The organism is Vibrio sp. 10N.286.46.A8 (genome assembly GCF_041470165.1).
In the GTDB taxonomy this organism is placed as follows: domain Bacteria; phylum Pseudomonadota; class Gammaproteobacteria; order Enterobacterales; family Vibrionaceae; genus Vibrio; species Vibrio tasmaniensis_A.
The window spans coordinates 1-22209 of sequence record NZ_JBFRLX010000115.1; the positions used below are offsets into that span (position 1 = coordinate 1).

General features: G+C 43.1%; 21 protein-coding genes. 10 read left to right on the forward strand and 11 right to left on the reverse strand.

Annotation, left to right across the window (positions count from 1 at the left end; all coding sequences use genetic code 11):
* Positions 1–224: 224 nt before the first annotated feature.
* Positions 225–1796 (reverse strand): DEAD/DEAH box helicase, encoded by a 1572-nt coding sequence (locus tag AB4232_RS12285; protein WP_017097048.1) that lies wholly within the window; start codon positions 1794–1796, stop codon positions 225–227.
* 164 nt (positions 1797–1960) lie between these two features.
* Positions 1961–3316 (reverse strand): diguanylate cyclase, encoded by a 1356-nt coding sequence (locus AB4232_RS12290; RefSeq protein ID WP_372087212.1) that lies wholly within the window; start codon positions 3314–3316, stop codon positions 1961–1963.
* 273 nt (positions 3317–3589) lie between these two features.
* Between AB4232_RS12290 and AB4232_RS12295 the strand changes: the two genes are divergently transcribed.
* On the forward strand, positions 3590–4798 hold the full coding sequence (locus AB4232_RS12295) for a DUF3541 domain-containing protein (protein WP_372087213.1): 1209 nt from the start codon (positions 3590–3592) through the stop codon (positions 4796–4798).
* Positions 4799–4914: 116 nt separating this feature from the next.
* Here the strand turns inward: AB4232_RS12295 and AB4232_RS12300 are convergent, their stop codons facing one another.
* The 3 genes from AB4232_RS12300 to AB4232_RS12310 all read right to left on the reverse strand — a co-directional run bounded on the left by AB4232_RS12300 (position 4915) and on the right by AB4232_RS12310 (position 7408).
* Positions 4915–5526, reverse strand: a complete 612-nt coding sequence (locus tag AB4232_RS12300) for a trans-aconitate 2-methyltransferase (protein WP_372087214.1) — start codon at positions 5524–5526, stop codon at positions 4915–4917.
* Positions 5527–5571: 45 nt separating this feature from the next.
* Entirely contained in the window at positions 5572–5841 is a 270-nt protein-coding gene (locus tag AB4232_RS12305) for a hypothetical protein (protein ID WP_012600286.1), read from the reverse strand.
* A gap of 358 nt (positions 5842–6199) precedes the next feature.
* Positions 6200–7408 carry a NupC/NupG family nucleoside CNT transporter gene (locus tag AB4232_RS12310; protein WP_004729974.1) on the reverse strand — a complete coding sequence of 403 codons (1209 nt, stop codon included), beginning with the start codon at positions 7406–7408 and terminating at the stop codon, positions 6200–6202.
* A 611-nt stretch (positions 7409–8019) separates the two neighbouring features.
* Here AB4232_RS12310 and AB4232_RS12315 point away from each other — a divergent pair.
* From AB4232_RS12315 to AB4232_RS12330, 4 genes are all read left to right on the forward strand, one after another.
* Entirely contained in the window at positions 8020–8496 is a 477-nt protein-coding gene (locus AB4232_RS12315; protein ID WP_009845706.1) for a hypothetical protein, read from the forward strand.
* Between the two features lie 284 nt (positions 8497–8780).
* Positions 8781–9050 (forward strand): PTS sugar transporter subunit IIB, encoded by a 270-nt coding sequence (locus tag AB4232_RS12320; RefSeq protein ID WP_009845707.1) that lies wholly within the window; start codon positions 8781–8783, stop codon positions 9048–9050.
* Between the two features lie 10 nt (positions 9051–9060).
* On the forward strand, positions 9061–10317 hold the full coding sequence (locus AB4232_RS12325; RefSeq protein ID WP_009845708.1) for a PTS ascorbate transporter subunit IIC: 1257 nt from the start codon (positions 9061–9063) through the stop codon (positions 10315–10317).
* On the forward strand, positions 10314–10763 hold the full coding sequence (locus tag AB4232_RS12330; protein WP_009845709.1) for a PTS sugar transporter subunit IIA: 450 nt from the start codon (positions 10314–10316) through the stop codon (positions 10761–10763). The genes AB4232_RS12325 and AB4232_RS12330 overlap by 4 nt, the downstream gene beginning before the upstream one ends.
* A gap of 166 nt (positions 10764–10929) precedes the next feature.
* On the opposite strand, the gene AB4232_RS12335 is transcribed toward AB4232_RS12330, so the two are convergent.
* Positions 10930–11943, reverse strand: a complete 1014-nt coding sequence (locus AB4232_RS12335; protein WP_372087215.1) for a succinylglutamate desuccinylase/aspartoacylase family protein — start codon at positions 11941–11943, stop codon at positions 10930–10932.
* A 376-nt stretch (positions 11944–12319) separates the two neighbouring features.
* On the opposite strand from AB4232_RS12335, the gene AB4232_RS12340 reads away from it, so the two are divergent.
* The 3 genes from AB4232_RS12340 (at position 12320) to AB4232_RS12350 (ending at position 15040) form a co-directional block, all read left to right on the forward strand.
* The gene (locus tag AB4232_RS12340) at positions 12320–13309 is read left to right on the forward strand and encodes a porin (RefSeq protein WP_372087216.1); all 990 of its coding nucleotides are present in this window, start codon (positions 12320–12322) and stop codon (positions 13307–13309) included.
* Positions 13310–13463: 154 nt separating this feature from the next.
* Positions 13464–14354, forward strand: a complete 891-nt coding sequence (locus AB4232_RS12345) for a DMT family transporter (RefSeq protein WP_017097059.1) — start codon at positions 13464–13466, stop codon at positions 14352–14354.
* Positions 14355–14422: 68 nt separating this feature from the next.
* A complete protein-coding gene (locus AB4232_RS12350; RefSeq protein WP_372087217.1) occupies positions 14423–15040 on the forward strand; it encodes a glutaredoxin domain-containing protein in 618 nt (205 codons plus the stop codon).
* Between the two features lie 152 nt (positions 15041–15192).
* Here AB4232_RS12350 and AB4232_RS12355 read toward each other — a convergent pair whose 3' ends face one another.
* The 3 genes from AB4232_RS12355 to AB4232_RS12365 form a co-directional block, all read right to left on the reverse strand.
* Positions 15193–15327, reverse strand: coding sequence for a hypothetical protein (locus AB4232_RS12355; protein ID WP_012600279.1), 135 nt, complete (start codon positions 15325–15327; stop codon positions 15193–15195).
* Positions 15328–15570: 243 nt separating this feature from the next.
* On the reverse strand, positions 15571–15921 hold the full coding sequence (locus AB4232_RS12360; protein ID WP_004731829.1) for a hypothetical protein: 351 nt from the start codon (positions 15919–15921) through the stop codon (positions 15571–15573).
* 121 nt (positions 15922–16042) lie between these two features.
* The gene (locus AB4232_RS12365) at positions 16043–17248 is read right to left on the reverse strand and encodes a multidrug effflux MFS transporter (protein ID WP_012600277.1); all 1206 of its coding nucleotides are present in this window, start codon (positions 17246–17248) and stop codon (positions 16043–16045) included.
* A 108-nt stretch (positions 17249–17356) separates the two neighbouring features.
* On the opposite strand from AB4232_RS12365, the gene AB4232_RS12370 reads away from it, so the two are divergent.
* Together AB4232_RS12370 and AB4232_RS12375 are read left to right on the forward strand one after the other, a co-directional pair.
* Positions 17357–18253, forward strand: coding sequence for a LysR family transcriptional regulator (locus AB4232_RS12370; protein WP_017100810.1), 897 nt, complete (start codon positions 17357–17359; stop codon positions 18251–18253).
* 180 nt (positions 18254–18433) lie between these two features.
* Positions 18434–20278: a putative bifunctional diguanylate cyclase/phosphodiesterase gene (locus tag AB4232_RS12375; protein ID WP_372087218.1), complete on the forward strand. Its 1845-nt coding sequence runs from the start codon at positions 18434–18436 to the stop codon at positions 20276–20278.
* A 150-nt stretch (positions 20279–20428) separates the two neighbouring features.
* On the opposite strand, the gene AB4232_RS12380 is transcribed toward AB4232_RS12375, so the two are convergent.
* Positions 20429–21721, reverse strand: a complete 1293-nt coding sequence (locus AB4232_RS12380) for a peptidoglycan DD-metalloendopeptidase family protein (protein WP_135380744.1) — start codon at positions 21719–21721, stop codon at positions 20429–20431.
* A gap of 241 nt (positions 21722–21962) precedes the next feature.
* The coding region (locus AB4232_RS12385; RefSeq protein WP_372087219.1) for an isoamylase early set domain-containing protein at positions 21963–22209 on the reverse strand (247 nt) is incomplete at its 5' end.

Here is a 22209-nt window from a genome sequence, read left to right on the forward strand (position 1 = left end):
CCTCGCCGCGATTAAAACACTTTTAGCTCGAACAAAATTTAACCGCGAAAGGTCAACACGCCCTAATTACACCCATAAAAAAACGCGAACATTGAAATTCAATATTCGCGCTTGTTCGAGTTCGATAGCAGGAAGTCGTCAATGAACGAGAACCCTCCTACGAAGCGATCTCGTTACATAATCTTTGCAAAGCTATGCTCAACGTTCTGTCTACCAAAGAGCTACTATTTCTGAGATGCAGGCTTAGAACGGCTTCTAGATGGTGAAGGTTTGTTACCTGTAGGCTTGTTACCTGCTGACTTGTTAGACGGTTTGCTCGAACCATTACTTCCACCGAAACCAGACTTTTTAGGTTTACCTGCACCACCTGGCTTGCCAGAACTATTCGTAGAAGGCTTATTACCGCGCTTATAGTTGCTGCCATTATTTCTTAAAGACTTATCATCACCAGCAGCTGAAGAGTTGCTGTCTGAAGCTTTGTTGCCTGAGTTAGGCTTACGCTTTGGAGCAGATCCATTACCTGCTACATGACGCTTGTTCTTGCCTGCTGGCTTATGGCCGCGAGCATTCTCACCAGAACGTTGGCCATCCGAGTGTTCGCGTGTCTTTTTCGGTTTCTTAGGCTTAATCGGACGCGAATCCAAGCGAGATTCTGGTAACTTGTTTACGGGTGCAAAACCTTCAAGTTCACGACGCTCCAGTACTTGTTGAATAAGGCGTTCAATACCGAATAGCTCACCCACTTCATCAGCACAAACCAATGAAATTGCTTTACCCACTTCACCAGCACGGCCAGTACGACCAATACGGTGAACGTAATCTTCTGATACGTTTGGAAGGTCGAAGTTAACCACTTGAGGAAGTTGTGGGATATCAATACCACGAGCAGCGATATCGGTCGCTACGAGTACTCGTACCTTACCGGTTTTAAAGTTCTCTAAGGCTTTAGTACGCGCGCCTTGGCTCTTGTTACCATGGATAGGAGCAGAAGTGATGTCTTGCTCTTCAAGGAAACGAGCAAGCTTGTTTGCACCGTGTTTTGTTTTGCTGAACACCAACACTTGTCGCCAATCATTATCTTTGATCAGCTTAGCTAGCATTGGCGCTTTTTTCTTTTTATCTACTGGATAAATACTTTGTTCAACAGTGGGTGCTGTTGAGTTTGCAGGGCTTACCGAGATTTCAACTGGGTTATTTACTAAGCCTTTAGCCAAGCTACGAATATCATCAGAGAACGTTGCAGAGAACAGTAAGTTCTGACGCTTCTTCGGTAGGAAAGCCAAGATCTTACGGATGTCGCGGATGAAACCCATGTCTAACATGCGATCAGCTTCATCTAATACTAGAATCTCTAGCTGATCAAAACGCACTGCATTTTGGTTGTATAGGTCAAGTAGACGACCCGGTGTTGCCACCAACACATCACTGCCTTTACGAAGTTTTTGCATCTGAGGGTTAATTTTCACGCCACCAAACACGACCGTAGAAGTAAGCGGTAAGTTAATACCGTATTTAACTACGCTGCCATTCACTTGCGCAGCAAGTTCACGGGTCGGTGTTAGCACTAGTGCACGAACTTGGTTCTGACGTACGCGAGGGCCTTTTGATAACATTTCAAGAATAGGTAGCGTGAAGCCAGCAGTTTTACCTGTACCTGTTTGAGCAGCGGCCATTACATCTTTGCCCGTTAGGACAGCTGGTACGGCTTTCTCTTGGATTGGTGATGGCTTATCGTAACCTTGTGCTTCAATAGCTTTAAGGATCGGTTCAGAAAGGCCAAGGGAGGTAAAACTCATAGATTATTTTCTCAGTTGAATAACATTTAGTATGAGCAACGCGCAGAAAGAAGTCGTTGCTACAGCTTTCGCTCATCAATAGGATTGATAAAGAGCAAAGCGCGGTATTCTGAGGCTTTTCCCCACATTCAGCAACTAAATTCTAATAACAGATCCAATCCAACCTATAAAATTTGTCGTTTCTGTTCGTACATTTTTTCATCAGCTGCTTTGAGTAGTGCATCGACACCACTGTAGTTATTGTTGTGAATTACCCAACCAACGCTAATTCGAAGATAAATCGAGTGCGTATCATAAACAACAGGTGTGCTACATATCGCTCTTCGAAGTTTAGCTACAATCGAAGAGACATGTTGATCATCAATGATGCGTGGTAACAAAACTAAGAACTCATCACCACCGATTCTCGCAACGATATCTGAACCACGTAACTCGCTCTTAATGCGATTAGCACACTCAATAAGCACCTGATCGCCAGCCGCATGCCCAAAAGTATCATTGATCGCTTTAAAGCCATCAAGATCGATATTTACCACAGCAAAGGTTCTTGCTCTCTGCTTTTGGGTGACTTTGAACGCCTGCTTTAGGCTGTACATAAAGTATCGACGATTAGGTAGCATGGTGAGTTCATCATGCATAGAGCGACTATCTGCAATTCGGTACAGGCGATAAATAGTAAAGAAGGCAAACGCCAGCACTAACATTATGGTGTAACCCACCAACCTTACTGCTTGAATTCGATACCACTGCACACCCATCAACACATGCTCATTACCAGAGAGAGCAAGGTACCAACCACCGTATGGAAAGCTCACCTGTTCAGTCACAAAAGCATTATCAAATACGTCCTGAGAGCCATAAAAGACCGCGCCATCTTTACCCGAACTGTTTGCACCACGAATCGCGAGTTCATACTTGTTCTCGATCTTGCCGATTCCGACATCTTCAAACAGCTCATCTAAACTAATAACGGCACTGGATACACCCCAATAGTCTTCGTTAAAAGGCGGGTCTCGAAAGATCGGAGTGCGCGTAATGAGGGCTTGCCCGCCTTGAAACAACTCAAAAGGGCCGGCAATAAAGGTGTTGCCAAGATTACGGGCTATCTCAACAGACTCCCATTGGTCTGGATAATCACGATAATTAATACCGAGAATCTGCTCATTGCCTTCCATAGGGTAAACAAAGTTTAGAATGTCGTCTTTGGCTAGCCCAATAAGACGAATATGGAAACCATCTTTAATAATACTTTCAGCAATCTTGTCCCAATTTTTCACCTCACCATCAGGGTTTATGGTCACTAAGGTCGAAAAATTATTGAGGATATACATATCTGACACGATCGCGGCTTCGATTCGAGAACGAATGATCGATAGCTGCTTTTTTGCCTCAGAGTAGGATTCATCTTTCAGGTAGGATAACTCTTTAGAGTGAAAAAACTCGATAGCACTCATTACCACTAAAAAAAACAGTAAAGATAATAATTTGGCAGGCCATTGCTTGCTAGAACCACTTGGCATTCAGACCCCCTAAACCTTTTTGTTCTTAAATTTGCTCATATCAGACTAACTCTTTAAGTATGCCGTTAAGCTATTTAAATACATACACTTAGCCTAGTGCTCATTTCATTATTGAGTCATTCATCACTTAAAGTCCATTAGACACATTGATTACTGAACCAAATATCGAATCAATCTTATTAAAGATTACAATGTATTGACCAAAACCTTACATTGAAAGATTCATGAGTGTTATTTTATATTCACAATTAATCAGCTTGGTACCTTACGAACATGAAGCTAAAAACGCTAACTCTGTGCACATTGTTATCAACCTCAGTTGCGGTTGCTGTTCACGCACAAGCTACTTCAGATACGCTAACGGCTTTTGACACACAACAGACTGTTACTATACAAGAGCCCGTTAACATACAAGCAACAATCGTACCAAATGTTCAATCACAAGCTAGTGTTCTCGACTCTCAAGAGCAATCTTTTAAACAATCCGCCGATCTGATTCGCACAACCTACGAAAGCCAACTTTACACTCTGCCTGCATTCAAAGAGGGTCACTATGGTTTGCGTATGTATCGACAAACATTAGACGACAAATATTCTGCCGCGGTATGGAGTGACATGGCACGTGTCGCAAGTAAGCTCAGCCGCTTGTCGAATGATGTTCACACCATGGAACAAATCGTACTGTACTCAGAAAAGCGTGTTGCTTCCTATGTTGGCGATAGCGATGAACGCAGTGTTCGACGCTACAACATCACCAAGCACATGCCAGAATATCTATATCTTGGTGTTGACCTTCTCGGCTCTATGGCGCGCGCCAATGAGTACGGTTTAGAACACAAGAACGATGTCAAACTGCGCGAGATTATTCGTCGTTATGACTTTTCACGATACGTGACCAATGAAGATATGGTGAAAGCGTGGGCAGCCCAACTCGCTAATCAAGTTTACTGGCTACGCCAATTGGGTGAACAAGATGTCGTTGATGAATTTGTCGATACCTTCAAAAAAGCCTACCCAGACGATAACGACAAGAAGCTTTCAAGCCAGCAATACGGCAATAAGATCTATGGTATGACACATGTGATCTTTGGAGATTCTGAGTATTACCAGCACCAAGTAAGCGAGCAAGAACACCAATGGGTCTACGATTACTTCAGAGAAAACATCGATACAATCCTGCTACGAGCTAAAGAGGATGTGATTGCTGAGGTTGGGTTGACTTTCTTACTAGCCGGTCTAGAGAATGACCCGGTTGTAGAGAAAACTAGGCTTGCAATCCAGGCATCTATCGATAAGACAAAAGGCATGATCCCTTCGGTCACCGGTGATTTTGATCTCAAGTATGGAGAGCACCGCAACGTACTCGCTATCATGCTACTCGATTGGCAGCAAGTGAACGAAGCACCGACTTATGAAGGTAACCCAAAAGTCTTTACTAACATCCCTTACGGACTAGTTGAAAATCAACCGCTGAAACACTAGCCGTAATACTTAAGTTGATTTTGGATCCAAAAAAAAGCCGCAAACCTCTCAAGGTCTGCGGCTTTTTAACTCTTATCAAACAATCACTTCACTCAAGCTTAGTCTTATGTTTAAGTTCAGGGGCAGATTTTGTTCATCACTATCGTGAAATCCCCTTCTGCGTATCCTTCTATCAAGGAGACATCGTCACAGAGTGTTTTACAGAAACGATAGACACCTTGAGGGTGATAACTCATCAAGGTATTGCGTGAAGGATATTGGCTTGAATTGAGCAGATTAAAAATCACCGTCTGATTCGCTAGTCCAAACATGCGAGTAATCATGTTAGTCAGATAATCCGAGTCGCGAGAGATGTAATTCAATGAGCCACTGGCGATAACTACATCGTGTACCTCAAGGCTCATTTGGCTCATATCACCCGACAAAAACCGACAACGATCTTCTGTATAGTTCTGCCTAGCCTTTTTTAGAAAGTCTGCATGTTGGTCAACACCGGTGTAAGATTGAATTCGATAGATGCTGTCGAGCAGCTCAAACAGCTCGCCATAGCCACAACCTAAATCTAAAATACTCTTCTTTTCGAAATCAGCCGAACGAGCAATCACTTCAAAGCGACACAATTGGCTCTCTTCGCTGGTCCACCCTAAAGCTTTAGCCTTGTCGCCATTCGAGCGGTTAGCCTGTTTTCGATGATAGCGATACACTTTCCAACGATCGAGCCAGTGCATTCAAACAAATCTCACTTCAATGAACATAAGTACGCCTCAATAAACTTAGACGTCAGAATTTGAAGAAAAGAGCCCACCGATTTTATAACCGACCGCATAACAAACCACGGCGACAGTCACAAACACCAAAGCTGAAAAGACATAAGCCACCGATGCTGCGACGCCAGTGCCCCATACTACGCTAAACACCAAACCGAGATACGCTTCTTGCGGCCACTGATAGATAGGAAACTGAGTACCACCAGCAATAAGATAAACCATCGCAAACAAGCCAATGAAGGTAGCAATAAGACCGATGAGAACGCGCATGTTCATAGAGAGACCCTTGATAAATTTGAGCTTGGTTGCCGTATTCTTAGTCGGAACGGAATATTCTTATTCGGAACCGAGTGTTCTTAATAGAAACCGGATTTTCTTAATTGAAGCCGAATGCTATTAATCGCAACCTAATGATATTCAAGTATATCGGATAAAACAGGCTTGCTCTATTACTCTTCCGAGTGAGCCTTATACACCGCATAGCAATAAAAGTGGTGGTTCAAAATCTGAATCAACTTAACGAGCAGGTACAAAAAAGCGGATACCCTTCTTACGTAAACTCCGTAAGTAAGATACCCGCTTTTACTAAATTTAAGCGCTTTTATTGAATCTAGCTACTTTAACTTAATCTAGCTTAAAGCAGGATGAAGATACCCGCTAAACATGCACTCATTAGGTTTGCTAACGTACCAGCCGCTACCGCTTTCAAACCTAAGTTTGCCACTTCTGCACGACGCTCTGGTGCCATAACACCAATCGAACCTAATTGAATCGCGATAGAACCAATGTTAGCAAAGCCACATAGAGCAAAAGTCACAATGACTTGGCTATGTTCAGACAGCAGAGCTTTGTTCTCAACGAAGTCGATGAAAGCAACAAACTCGTTCATTACGATCTTCTGACCGATGTAAGAACCCGCCATTAATACTTCATCACTCGGGATACCAATTAACCATGCAAGAGGCGAGAATAGGTAACCGAAGATAGCTTGCAGGGTAATGCCCGCAAAACCGAACATTTCGCCTAGACTTTCTAAACCTGTGTTGACCATTGCAATCACACTCACGAATGCAACCAACATAGTGCCGACAGCGACCGCCACCTTCATACCGTTCATTGCGCCACTTGCCAATGCATCGATCACGTTGCTTTGGTCAGCTTTATCTAGCTCAATGTGGTCGTAGTCACTCGGAGTACTACGCTCAGGAACAATGATCTTCGCCATCAATAGGCTGCCCGGAGCCGCCATGAAGCTTGCTGCAATAAGGTATTTAAGCTCAACACCTAATCCTGCATAGCCACCCAGCACACTGCCGGCCACTGACGCCATGCCGCCCGCCATTACAGCAAACAGTTCAGAACGAGTCATAGACTTTAAAAAGGGACGAATAAGAAGAGGAGACTCACCCTGAGAAAGGAAGATATTACCTGTTGCAACTAGAGATTCAGCTTTACTGGTACCCAGCAGTTTTTGCACCGCTCCACCAAGAACTTGAATCACTTTCTGCATAACGCCTAAGTAATAAAGCGCAGAGATCAAAGCACTGAAGAAGATAATGATTGGAAGTACGCGAATCGCGAAAATGAAACCTTCAGTAGCCAGATCACCAAATAGGAAAGCGATACCAACGTCTGCAAAACCAAGCAAGCTCGAAACGCCATTGCTTAGGCTGGTTAACGCCAGTTGTCCCCAAGGGAAATACAACACCAAAGCAGCGAAGCCGATTTGAAGTAATAGTGCACGAGAGACCGTTTTCCAGTTAATAGAAGAGCGACTCTCAGATAGCAGACATGCGCAAGCAATCAGTGCAATAACACCGACAAGACCAAATAGAATATTCATAATGTGTCCTAGTAATCCTTAAAGAGTGAACATGAGCCAAACGAATGACATCAAAGGAATAGGACAAAGAACCGCAAGCAAAACGCTACGCGATGAAGGAGCTAACAGGGTTAGCGAATGTAACAACGAGTTGTTCATGTAAAAATCACCTTATACAAGCAGTGGAACGTAGCTGGTCCGGTCCGTGGGGTCATTCACATATCCATGTGACGGCTTGTATTGGCTAAGCACCGGCTTAAAACCGGAAAAGAAGTATAAACAGTTAAGTGAGACTTTCATCACATTTTTCAACGCAAACGATCGCGCGGTCAAGGATTAAACAAAACGCAGTGTTTATCGTCATTTTCGTTCTTCAAAAACTGTAAACAATCTGTATAAGGTTGAATTTGGAATGTTAAGTCCTTAAGCGTATGAGCGTAACCTCTCGGTTAATTCTGTGTGATTATTACCACTTTTCTGTGTTCTCCCTCATTTACTATGACTTCAAGATTCATCTTAAGTTTAGATGCGTATATACTTTGTATTATCTCACCCATTCATTATCTATAAAACGAGAAGAGCTGATTAGATATAACAGCCATTGAGACTAAGAGAGGAAACACGTGAAGAAAATGGAAGCTCCGCACGACATGAACAATGGAGCTAGATTCAAAACAAATAGACACGGCTATGTGACAGTAGTTGAGTATTATAATACCTATACTGTTATTGTTGCGTTTGAAAACACCGGAAATATCCGCGCTATCAGTGCGGCGAAATTACGTACAGGTCAGTTAACCGATCGCTCTGTCGCACCTGAATCAATTATGATTGGTGAAAAGGTTGAATCCGTTAAGCATGGCATATTAACTATTACCCAAGTTGAATCTGAAAATATTGTGGTTCTGACCAATATCAATAATGAAGAAATTAGAATGTTATTGCCTGCCGTACAGAAAATGAAAGATAAAACCGAAGAAATAGATGGTGAAAATGTTACCTCGCCAAAACCGACTTCTCTTAGCCAACTAACTAAAAGAAATAAAAAGACCAAAGACGTTAATAGCATGCTTAAGAAAATGCTTACCGACTACGGTCGATACGATTAATTCTCTATTTTCTTCAACAGACCCTCTATATATTTACATTCCAATAGACAAATACATTCCCCCCAACCTTTCTCAATAGATACGTTGCATATTCGTGTGAAAAGTTAAATTTGATCAAAGTCTCACTCTGGATTTTCACCACACACAAACGAGACCTCCGTCACAATCTCATTTTAGCTTTGTGATGGAGATCTTATTGAAATCTCAATATTTCCATTACTATGCTCCCACACAATAAGAGAACGCAGTTTCTCAACCCCTAAAATCCAATTGAGACAAATATTATGAAAAAGATTCTTGTAGTTTGCGGTAACGGCCTTGGTACTTCACTAATGATGGAAATGGCAGTGAAAGAAGTGGCTAAAAAAATCGGTTTCGAAGCGGAAGTTGATCACGAAGATCTGTCATCAGCTGCATCAAGCAACGCGGATATTTGGGTAGCAGCGACAGACGTTGCAAACCAACTGAAAGAAGGCGGAAAAGAGAACATAATCAGCCTTAAAAATATTTTTGACAAAGCATCAATCGAAGAACAACTAAAAACTTTCATGTAAGGTCAAAATTATGCAGAACTTTTTCGAATTCATGCTCGGCTTATTAAAAGAGCCAGCAATCATGGTAGGCTTAATTGCTTTCATTGGCCTTGTTGCACAGAAAGCTGATATTTCCACCATTCTAAAAGGCACAATTAAAACCGTAATGGGTTTCCTAATTTTAGGTTTTGGTGCTGGCGCTCTTGTTGGCGCACTAAATAACTTCTCAGTTGTATTTACTGAAGCATTCGGCGTAAGTGGTGTTATTCCAAATAACGAAGCAATTGTTGCATTAGCACAAGAAGCATTCGGTTATGAAATGGCTCTAATTATGTTCTTCGCATTCGTTGTGAATATTTTATTGGCTCGTATTACTCCTTTAAAATATATTTTCTTAACGGGTCACCACACAATGTTCATGTCTATGCTAGTAGCGGTAATTCTGTCTACAGCAAACATTGAAGGCACAGTTCTAGTCGCAATCGGCTCTATCATTGTGGGTACATTAATGGTTGTGATGCCAGCGCTAGGCCAAAAGTACACTGAAAAAGTGATGGGTACTGATCAACTGGCTATTGGTCACTTCTCGACACTGTCTTACATCGTGTCTGGCTTCATTGGTAGCAAATTCGGTGACACATCAAAATCAACAGAAGACATCCAAGTTCCTAAAAGCTTAATGTTCCTACGTGATACGCCAGTAGCCGTAGCAACAACAATGGCTATTTTCTTCATGCTTGCGTCTATTATTGCGGGCGGCGAGTTTGTAGAAACAGTATCAAGCGGTCAAAACTGGGTTGTATTTACCTTCATGCAATCTCTAATCTTTGCTGGTGGTGTTTACATCGTATTGCAAGGTGTGAAGATGCTAATTGCTGAAATCGTTCCTGCATTTAAAGGTATCTCTGACAAACTAGTACCAGGAGCAAAACCTGCTCTAGACTGCCCTATGGTATTCCCAGTAGCACCAAACGCAGTACTAATCGGTTTCCTTTGTTCTTTCGCGGCTGGCCTACTAGCAATGGCAGTTCAAGGCGCGCTTGGCTGGACAATCATTGTAGCGGGTGTGGTTCCACACTTCTTCGTAGGTGGTGCGGCAGGTGTTTACGGTAACGCGACTGGCGGTCTACGTGGTGCAATTCTAGGTTCATTCACGCAAGGTCTGTGTATCTCTTTCCTACCAATGCTACTACTTCCAGTACTAGGTGGTCTTGGGCTTGAAGCGACAACATTTGCTGACTTCGACTTCGGTGTTGTTGGTCTGATTCTAGGATGGATTGTTTCATGAGCCTATTCGATTTAATCGGTAACCAAGGCGTTATCATCAACTCTGAAGAGAACCTAACGGTTGATGCTGCGATTGATTTAACCTGTTCAACACTGTTAGCAAGCAAGAAAATTGAAGCAAGCTATGTTGAAGCTATCAAGCAAAAGCACAAAGACATCGGCGCGTACTATGTTCTAGCACCAAAGATTGCGATGCCTCATGCTCGTCCTGAAGATGGTGTGAACGAAGCATCACTGCAGGTGACAGTATTCAAAAAGGGTGTTGATTTAGAGTCGGAAGACAACGGTGACGTTTACCTTTCAATCACTCTGGCAGCGATGGACTCAGATAGCCATATCCATACTATTATGGCGCTATCAGAGTTGTTCCAAAATGATGATGACATTGATGCCATTATCGCAGCGGAAACAGAGCAAGAGATCATCGAGATCTTAAAGCGATACTAGTTACGCTAAAAGCTGTTACTCCCGAGAAAAACTATCAGACCGAGCCCTGCTCGGTCTTTTTTTTACACGTTTCAAATGACGATGCACCAGATTGACAAAGAGACGCCCGCCGAAGAGCTTTTCAACTCAGAACTTACCAACTGCGAGCTTCTCACCTAAAAGCAGCTCAACTCAATAATCGACAGACAAGAGCCCCTGGCTCCCTTAATGCATCCACGTTATAGCTAAGTACACGTCCGGCAGACGGCGCATGATAACGACGACATTCATTACCAAAAGCGTCATATTGAATCGCCAAAAGATCATCTTGCTCTACGCTTTGTAAAAGCTCGACCTGAGGCAACACAAACCCACCAATATCAGCGCGGATAGACACTACATTATTGCCCTCTATCCAATCTATACTCGGCAGTGGCTTTTTGTCTCGTAAACCTTCAGCATCAAGCATCTCGTAGTAAGAAAGAATACTAAAAACACCATCTACGGCTCGTTGAATCATGGCAGGTTGAGTAAATTTCCCCATCCCGACTTCCACTGTAATGCTCGGAATTCCACTTCGATTCCAGACCGTTTCAAGAATACCCGGATCGCCGGGATCATTAAGAACACAATCGGGCTGCATTAACCTCGCCATCTCCAAACATTGCTCTACTCGGTAATCAGCAAACACATAAAGTGGATACACGGCACCACGAGTTTGGGTATGCAGATCAACAGCAAATGTCGCGTTGTGTTTGAGTAAGCGATCCCACAGAGATGCGACGAATCGCTCCGCGGCTAAGCCGTGTGCATCCCCCGGAAAGAGTCGATTAAGGTTGGCAGGGCAAGAGCCCGGATCCGAAGAGATAAAATCGCGGCTGTGGTTAAGCAAGCCAGACAAATTCACAGTTGGTACAACTGTCACCGTGCCTTTTAATGTGTTGCCTACTAAATCTCGGATAATTTGCTGAGCAGCCAACACACCGTTTAGCTCATCACCATGAATCCCGGCAGTGATCAGCAACTTCGGGCCGTCTTGACTGCCTTTGAAAACAGAAACCGGCATGTTTTTAGGTTGCCCTAACCCATCACTGGTTACTTGAAACCAAAACTGATGCTCTCCAATCGGTAAGTCTTCAACATTTAAGGCGCCAATAACCTGCCTACCTTGTAAAACATCGCCTAAGTACTCTGTTTTCATCCAACGTCTCCATCTTGTTGAGCAAAATTTATTCTTTTCTAAGTTTTGGCATCATAGAGGATATCTTAATCAGTACAAACAGTTAATAAGATGAAGAAGCTCTAACCTCACCATAAGGTTCACCCATATCATTATCACCTCACCCAAATAGAAACTTGAAAAAGTAACCGAATAAGGAAATACGAGTGGTATACCCATTCACAAACCACTCAGGTTCCTGAAATAAAAGTGCAATAAAATCAACACTTAAAAAGTTCCCTATTCACGAAAATGTAATTTTACAGAAATGAAAGCTTAATTTAGCTGCTCTAGATTAGTTTCATATCGAAACGGAGAGCGCATTGCTCACGGATTTTAAAATACAAGGTAAGTGATTATGAAAAAGGCAGTTCTAGCTTCTGCAGTGGTAGCGGCACTAGTTTCAGGTTCATCGTTAGCAGCAACGGTTTACAGCTCTGATGGTACAGAACTTAAAATTGGCGGTCGTGCAGAATTCCGTGGTGATTTCATTGGTTCCGGTGGTGCTGAAGTTGAAGGTTCAATGAAAGATAAAACTCGTTTCCGTTTAAACCTTGGTGGTAAAACAGAACTTACAGATACTGCAACGGCATTCGGTTTCTACGAAGCTGAGCAAGACACAGGTTCTGATAAGTTTGAAAACCGTTACATGTACGCAGGTGTTGATTTTGACGGTCAAGCCATTTCTGTCGGTCGCCAAGATATGGCTTCAGTTATCGTATCTGACTTTACGGATATCACTGAGTTTTCTGGTGTGCAGCAAGCATTCGGTGCAGCTTCTGATAAAGAAGATGGCGTATTTGCGTACCGTGGCGGTTTTGATGCTCTGCAACTAGAAGCCACTTACCAAACCAACAGCAAAAAAGACTCTGACGGCTACGGTATTTCTGGTGTTTACTCACTGCCAATGGGCTTAGATCTTGGCCTAGCCTACTCAGGTGAAGACCTAGGGGAAAATAAAGGTAGCGCAGACCAAATCCTTGCCGGCCTAGCGTATTCTCTAGACAAGCTGTACTTAGCAGCGACTTATTCAACAGGCGACCTAGATGATAAAGCGACAGGTACCGATGCTAAGTCATTCACTGCTATGGAGTTTGCAGCGCAATACAAATTCACCAAGCAAGTATCTGCTGCAGTCGTATATACTTACCAGGAAGATGAAATCAACAGCGGAGCAAAAGTAGACGCTGTCGACGGTATTGAATTAGCCGGTTACTACAAACTAAACAGCAATTTCCGCACATACCTTTCTTACTACGTTAACGGTTTAGACGAAGTTAAAAATGCAAAAGGTATCGTGACAGCTGGTGAAGACACACTTCGCCTAGGTGTCCGCTACGATTTCTAATCTAAATCGACTTTAGATAGAGACTAGAAAGGTTGGGCGGTTGCTCAACCTTTTTCATATTCAAATATTCTGACCAACTTCATCAATGCTTTTTCTGGTTAAGTGGTGCTAAATCCGTATCATAGGTGAACCACATCAAATAATTAGAAGCATCATGTCACAACACCATCCGATCCAAGGCGCTAGCTGGATGCTAACCGCAGGCCTAGCCTTTGCCGTTATTAATAGCCTAACTCAAGTCGCTAGCATTCATTTCGGACTTACTTCTACCACCGTTGCCGTCATTCAATACGCCATCGCGTTGTTCGCTATTCTTCCTTATCTGAAAACGCTGGGCATTCGCCGCGCGCTAAAAACCGACAACCTAAAGTTGCACGTATTCCGTGTCTTCTTGTCTGTTATTGGTATTCAACTTTGGATATGGGCATTGGCTTACCCAGTACCTATTTGGCAAGGCATTGCCCTTCTCATGACGTCGCCATTGTTTGCAACCATAGGCTCAGGACTTTTCCTCAAAGAGAAAGTTGGGGCAGCTCGCTGGGGCGCGACCTTAGCCGGCTTCGCTGGTGCTATGGTGATTCTGGAGCCGTGGGCAGAAGACTTTAACTGGGCAACACTGTTACCGGTTGGCGCGGCTTTCTTCTGGGCATGCTACTCACTCATGGTGAAAAAACTCTCTTCGCAAGACAGTCCTTCAACCATGGTGGTGTACTTGCTGCTATTAATCACACCATTTAACATCCTGCTTGCCGCGCCAGATTGGCAGACTCCAAGCGGCGGTACAATTTGGGCTATCTTGATTGTTATCGGTGTTATGACGGCACTCGCTCAATGGGCAATTGTAAAAGCCTACTCAGTTGCTGATGCTTCGTTTGTGCAACCTTTTGACCACGCGAAATTACCGTTAAATGTTCTAGCGGGTTGGATTGTATTTAGTTGGGTTCCACCGGGTCGTTTATGGCTAGGGGCTGCTATTATTATTGCGTCAGTTGCATTTATTACCCATTGGGAAACGAAAAAACCGGCGAAAATAAAGAAAGTTTAGGATCGATGAAATAAATAGTTCGACTGTCCGTTCTATATGGATAAGAGAATTCAAACGAGGCCGTAAGCATGAAGAAACCAGTCAAGATTACACTATACCGTTGGGCAGGCAGCTGGGGTCCATTCAAAGTTAACATCCCATGTGGAGAATGCACCCTTACCAAAGACATTCTTAAGGATACTTTTGAGAATGAGTTATCAGATGTCGATGTTGAACTGGAAGTGAAAGATTGGTTATCTCACTGGTGGGAGCCGCTAAAACTGGGTTCTTGGCATGCTCCTATTCTTGTTGTTGAAGGCAAGATAGTCAGCCAAGGTGAAGCGCTTAATCGTGGTGTTTTGGTTCAATCTGTAATTAAAGAATGGACCAAACGAGACAGCCTAAAAGGCAACATTGTTTACGGAAAAGCGACCTGCCCATTCTGCGTTAAGGCCAAGAAAATGCTTGATGAAGCGGGTGTTGAATACCAATACCACGATGTCGTAAAAGACAGCGCAGCTTTGTATCGTATGATTCCAGAGGTAAAAGCGCACATTGGTGAAAAAACACCAGTAACCGTTCCTCAGATTTGGTTTGATGGTAAATACATTGGTGGAGCTGACAACTTAGAAGCGTGGATGAAAGAGAACGGTTTAGATACCATCCCGAATAATGTTGTCGACCTATCCAACCAATCGACAGGCTGAATTCAGTAACAGTCATTAGTCAGAAGCTTTATCAGTGTTTTTTGTGTCCATCCACAACAAAACCAGCGATGACCTTCATTAATCGCTAAAACGCAAAAGGCCTTAAACTTAAATAAGTTTAAGGCCTTTTTAAAATCCGTTTTTGAAAATGCTTATTTCGCCATTTTCTTCATCATTCGCTTAATGAATGATGCTTTTTTTGGCTTTGGCTTGCCATACAATGCTTCGTGCATCATGTTTTTTGCTACCATTTGACCAAGGTATGCGTGGCCTAGTTCGTAATTCATGCTTATCTCCGCACATAATCGATTTTCTTATGCGCGGATTCTACACTTAAAGCGCCCAAAAACAAGATCTAAATCACACTTTCAATGTAATCTCACCATTGAGTTACAATTAAAGTTTTCATTTAAACATCCATAAAAAAAGCAGCTCAAGAGAGCTGCTTTAAAAATAGTTTTTTAGAAACCTAATTGCTTAGAAATCAACTTACATGAAAAAATAGCCTATAAAACAAACAGTCAAGAAAACTAGCTACGCTTTGGCTGTCTGTAAGTTTTACCTGCAATTTGGTATGTGTCTTTTTGCTTTAATTCGAACATAGTTTCAAAGAACCAAGCTGCAAATTTGATTAAGTCATCGCCTTCATTCATCACATGTTCGATGTACTCTTGCTCTTCGCCTTGTTCATTTTCTTGAAGCGTCACGTGGTAAATACGCTTTTCGCCTTCAACTTCAGCTAGCGCAAATTGACCTGTTAGTGATCCAGCAGCCTCAGCGACTTCTGTATCCTCATTGGATTTCAATAACTCAAGTGCTTGAGGCAAGCCATCTAGTGCGCAGATAGCTTTTACCAGTACTTCAAATTCATTTTGCTGCATGTTTATTACCTATTAAATGGACGCTGGTATTGTAGAAAACCATCCATACAAATACAACGTATTAACGACTGTATGCTGAACTATAGCGAGCTAGCTGTTTAACTGGTTGTACTTCAGCTGCTTAACTGTACTCAACTTCGGTAGCTGTGGCTTTCTTATTCATTCTCGTTGAAGACCAAAGTACTGTAGCCATACAAGCGCCAATAATCAGATAAAACACGCCGAGCTGTAGGTGAGTCGTCACCCAACTCTCGACTAGATATCCACCAAGTAAGCCCGCCAAACACATCTGAATTGAACCTGACAGTGCCGACACCGCGCCCGCTTTCTTCTTATGAGGTTCTAATAGCATACTGATCGATAGAGGGAAGGAGATACCTTGAGCGATAGCTAACCACGTAAATGCCCACACTAAGTTAAAGATGGACAACTCATGAGTAAGTAACCAAGTCCCTGAAGCTAAAATGATCAAAATCGCAAGACTCATCAATTGTGGTGTACTAAACCTACGATTGAGCAAGTTCAAAGCCACGCTACCAATCAGTAAGCCAGCCGAAGGGACTATCATCAACGATCCGTATTCAGCGGCTGTCAGCCCCAATTGCTCTTGCATTAAGAATGGAAACAGTGATAGCGACACCAAACTCGCCATGTAACTCATCCAATTATAACTGGCACTGGTCAACACTTGGCGATTCGTCAACAAACGGCCATAGTTCTTGACCACTTGACTGACTTCAAAGCGGCTCTTCCCGTATGGCAAAGTTTCATGAAGAACAAAGTAGCCGAGAGTGAATATCGCCAGTAAATACACAAGAACAAACAGGAACACCGCCTGCCAACCGAGGTGGAATGAGATCCAACCACCAAACACGGGCGCAATAATCGGCATGATCGAAGCGGTGACCGAAATATAAGACAGCGCTTTGGTCAGTTGAAGGCCATCATAGCTGTCGCGCAGCACACTTCGCCCAAGAACCGAGGCACTACCCGCCCCTAGACCTTGCAACAAGCGACCAACCTCTAACGCCGTCATGTTGTCGGAAAAAACAACACAAACAACAGTACCAATCAAATAAACACCCTGACCTAACAAGAAGATAGGTCTTCTCCCCACGGCATCGGACATCGGCCCATAAAATAGCTGAGACAAGCCAAAACCCACAAGAAACAGCGTAACGAGCAGCTGTACATCTACCTGAGTCACACTTAAGTCTGAAGCAATTAGCGGCAATGATGGTAAATAGATACTCACCCCCACCTGTCCTGTAGCAATGATCATCATGGCTAAGAGTAGCGGTGTTTTTTTAAAGGTCGATTGGCTCAAAAAATTCCCTATTCGTTTGTTATTTGTTCATCAGATGAGTTTACATTCAAAACCAATAATTGATAATTAGCTAAATTGGAATTTAATTAAGTCCCAACAGGAAATAATATGGATTGGATTCTTAACGTAAAAAGTTATGTAAAAGTGGTGGAAGAAGGCAGCTTCAATGGCGCAGCACGTAAACTCAATACCACCAGCTCAGCGATCAGCAAAAGAGTGAACTGGTTAGAAGAACGTATCGGCACTCAACTATTAAAGCGCACCACGCGCTCAATCAGCCAAACCGAAGCGGGAGCTCTCTTTTATCTGCGAGCCAAGGATCAGCTCGATAATTGGCAATCGATTATTGATGAAACCCGATCGGTTAACCAAACGCCTGCGGGCCTGCTAAAGATTGGCGCAACCATTGCTGTTGGTTCTAAGTTTCTCGTGCAATACATGGACGACTTCTTAGAAAAGTATCCAGACATTAAAGTACAGCTTATCACCACCACGCCAGGTCAATTACCTGAGCTTGGCTTGGACCTGGTGATCAGTCGTGAACTGGAACAACTCAACTCGTTAAGCTTCAAGAAAACACCACTATTTGAACACAAAGCCAGCTTTTATGCCGCACCAAGTTACTTGGCTAAACATGGTTATCCCATCAACGAGCAAGACTTAGAGCAGCACAACTCCTTAATATGGGGAGAGCGTCCTATTCGTGAAGTCACGCTAACTAAAGGACAGCGCATCACTTTGAACGGTAACTTTGCGACCACCAACCCTGAGGCTTTGTTTCATGCCGCGAAGCGAGGAATGGGCGTACTGTTAACCATCAAAGCAATGATCAAAGAGGATCTTAAACAAGGGACACTGGTTCCAGTATTACCAAATATAACAGCCGACGAAGTGATGGTTTACGCGTACTACCCTAAGCTTGACTACTCGCATACACGAACCAAGCTATTTTTAGACCACCTAAAAGATAGGCTAGACAAAGAAAGAAATAGTCAAGTTTTGTGAAATATATCGCACTAAATTTGAAAAATCACACAACACGACCAATAATAAACTAGACGCATATCAAGATTGTTAATACAAGTTGCATTGTTAATATTTAAGACAGTGCAGCTACAAGATCGTATACACAAGATCATACACATACAGCTTACACACGATTCTGGTTGGCTACGGATGGTGACTATGACTCAACATACACGCAATAGCATGATAGACACAGAGCGCATTGGGCGCTTACTCAAATTGGAAGGTATCGACCTTTTAGAGTCTGCCGTGCTTACTTTGCATCAAACCTTCGGTACTCAATACACCAGTATCATTGAGAAAAAGCACTTTCCCGATCAAATGGTTCCTTTGGTCATTGCCCATTCTGACCATGTACTGCATGACAAAATAAACGCACGCCATGGTCACATATACCAACAAGCCGTTAATCAAAAACACCCAGATTGCTCATTTGCTCAGTATATTGTTCAGTCACTCCCAACATCAGCATTTAGGCAAGAAATCACCTCACAAAACTCAATCGCTATCCCAGCACGCAGTCAAAGTGGCGAAGTCATGGGTGTGCTTTTCTCAACCTTTAGTTCGCCTATGAGTACAGATCAGCAACAAGACGTGATAAAACACCACCAGTTGTTCGCAGATATCATCATTCACACCTTGCGTGAAATGTGGTTCAACGACCGTTCTGAGCAACTGGTTAATCAACTCAGCTACGAAGTATCACACGATAGTCTAACTGGGCTATTAAACCGTAGCTGCTTATCAGACACCTTAGAATCGATCACTCAGCAGAGTGTCACTCCCTTCACGCTCGCTCTGCTCGACATCAATAGCTTCAAAGCCATTAATGATATGCACGGTAATTATATTGGCGATAAGGTGCTTCAGTTCGTTGCAGAGACCTTGCGCCGAACCTTGCCCGACAACAACCTGACGTTCCGGACGGCTGGCAATGAGTTCGCATTCATTACCTATCATTCAGACCCAATAGCTGTTTGCGAGCAAATACTGGATAAGATAAAGCAAGGTTACACTAGTATTGATATCAAAATCGATTTCGACGTCAGCATCGGCATTGCCCGGTCAGATGGAGACAATAAAGACGTAGAGCAAATCATCTTCAACACCAGTTTGGCGCTAAAAGAGTGCCAGCATAGTCAAGATACTCATATTCAATGTTACGACACTCACCTAAGGGTTCGTTACCAAAGGAAAGCCGAGTTAATCGCCGCCTTACGAAGTGAGCTTGATAGCACCATATCAGACAGTCAGGCACCTAATGACAATGGAATGTACGTGGTTGTACAACCAATCGTTGATCACATTGATACACGATGGGATTACTTCGAGGTGTTAACTCGTTGGAAAACCACAAGACATGGCGACATCTCGCCAGTGGAGTTCATTCAGGTAGCGGAAGAATCGGGGTTGATTGTGGAACTGGGTGAACGGATCATCGAATTGGTATGCCGCGCTAAAACAACATTGGAGCGAGGCTTAGGCTACAAAGTTAAGCTTGGAATAAACTGCTCCGCTCACGAGCTTACCGATTCTAAGCGTTATATTTCCTATCTCACTCGAACGATTGAACAGCATCACTTTAAAGCAAACGAGTTTGTCATTGAGCTAACCGAAACCGTGCTGTTATCTCCAACTCAAGAAACAAAGTCAGCACTCGACTTTCTAAGGGGACAAGGGTTCACGATCGCTCTAGATGATTTCGGTACTGGTTACTCAAGCTTAAATTACATTCATAGCTACCCTATCGATTGTATTAAGATTGATGCCACCTTTATTCGAAACTTGCTGACAAACTCAACATCCGAAAGTGTTGTGTGGTTGATTGTTCAACTGGCACACAGACTCAATGTGTCATTGGTTGCGGAAGGCGTAGAGAAGCGCGAGCAATTAGAAAAGCTGCACGCAATGGGGTGTGACAAAATTCAAGGATACCTCTACTCTCCACCTATGCGACCAGAAGCTATCGTTAGCTACGTCACTCACTCAGAACCTCTAGCCTAAACGCCGTTCACTACCTCAACCTAAAATCAAAAAGCCGCGAGCGTATCACTAAACATTTAAGTATTTAGTTCTGCACTCACGGCTTTAAAGGCTACATCATTACTCGCAACCATCTAGCTAACGGTTACCTTGACGGCATACAGTCAGCTATTAGCTATTATTCGATTGTGTTTCTAAAGCTTTCTTTAATAGCTTGTCGGCTTCATCTCTAGCGGCTACGAATGTCGCTTTTTCCTTTTTAGGTACGGAATCGGCCATCGGAATATTCGCTTTCATTGCATTGACAGGACGACCACGTTCGATCAATTCGTAATGTAAGTGCGCCCCCGTCACTCGGCCCGTTTTACCGGATAAGCCAATACGCTGACCACGAGATACCGTTTGTCCTTTACGAACGAGGATCTTACTCAAGTGTAGGTAGCGTGTTTTGTATGTGCTGCCATGCTGAATCACCACATAGTTACCAGCATATGGGTGCTTACGAGTCATGATCACTTTACCATCACCTGTTGCTTGAACGGGTGTGCCAATTGGCGTCGCGAAATCTGTGCCGTTATGCGGAGAGACTCGCCCAGTCACAGGGTGTAAGCGCTTAGGATTAAACTGAGAACTTTGACGCCAACCACGGCTCACAGGGTAACGTTGGAAAGCGCGTTGTAAGCTATCGCCATTGGCATCGTAATATTGTCCGTCAGTGTGTAAGTACGCTGAAACAACACGGTTACGGTTCATGATCTTGATCGCTTCGATTTCACGTTTCCCGGTTGCAACACCATCAACGAATTGCGCTTTTTGAAGCACTTCAAACTGATCACCCGCACGTAAGTCTCGGCTGAAATTCAGCTTATCTTTAAGAAGAGTCACAATATGGTCAATCTCAATACTGTTCAGGCCAACTTTGTTCGCTGACATCGAGAAACTGCCATGGATATCGCCCACTAAAGGCTTTTGCTTCCATTCACCCGGAATAGAAATGTCTTCGAATTCGTAGCTGCCGTCATCAAGCAGTCGATAAACCACTTTGTCCGCGACACTAAATTGAAGTTCCATTTTTGAAAGGTTGCCCGTCGCTTCGTCACGCCAAAAACGTAATGTATTACCCGGACGAAGCGTGTCTAACGCAAGGAAGTTCAAATCGGTTTCCATCACGCTCATCATCGAGTTATAAGAAAACCCAAGCTGAGTGAAGATGCTACTTAAGTTATCACCTGATTGAATTTGATATTCAAACGTCGGTGGCTCAATAACGGTAGCAGAAGGAGGTGACAGAATTGACTCAATAACGGTTGAGTTTGGCAAATCAAGATCGATCGTTTTCGTCAGATTTGATTGTGAATATTGCAAAGCAACACTAATCGCTGCAATAAGTGGCAGTCCTAAAATTGCTGCTTTTTTTACAGGTGAAAGCTCAGCAAACGGAGAGGAAAATATTTTTGAATACACGGTAAACAGGTCTTTCTACGATATAAAAGCACAGGATATGCTTTTCAGGCGTATAAATCATCATTGCATTGTCATAATATGATGTGAATCTGCGCAATCTCGGCTAAGTCATTGAGTTACCGTTAATGAAATAGGCCCAACTCAAAAAATTAATGAACCAACGATTTAGATATTAAAAAGCAGAAACCTCTAGTTCCTGCTTTTTAATTCATATTATTTCAATTAGGTCATGCTATTTCAACTAAGCGTTAACTGTCGATACCAAGCAATTATCTTCACCAAATTCATTCGGGATATAACGATCAGCATTCGCATCGTTCACCCATTGTTGATCATCAACTAGGTAGCGAAATTGAAACTCGCCATCTTTCGGAAGACGAGTTTTAAACTTGTAAACCTTCCCTTTCGCCAGTTTTTTCATTGGGGTCGCTTTCCAATCCAGAAAGTCGGCAACGATTGATACAGAATTAGCTTCTTGAGCTTCTAGC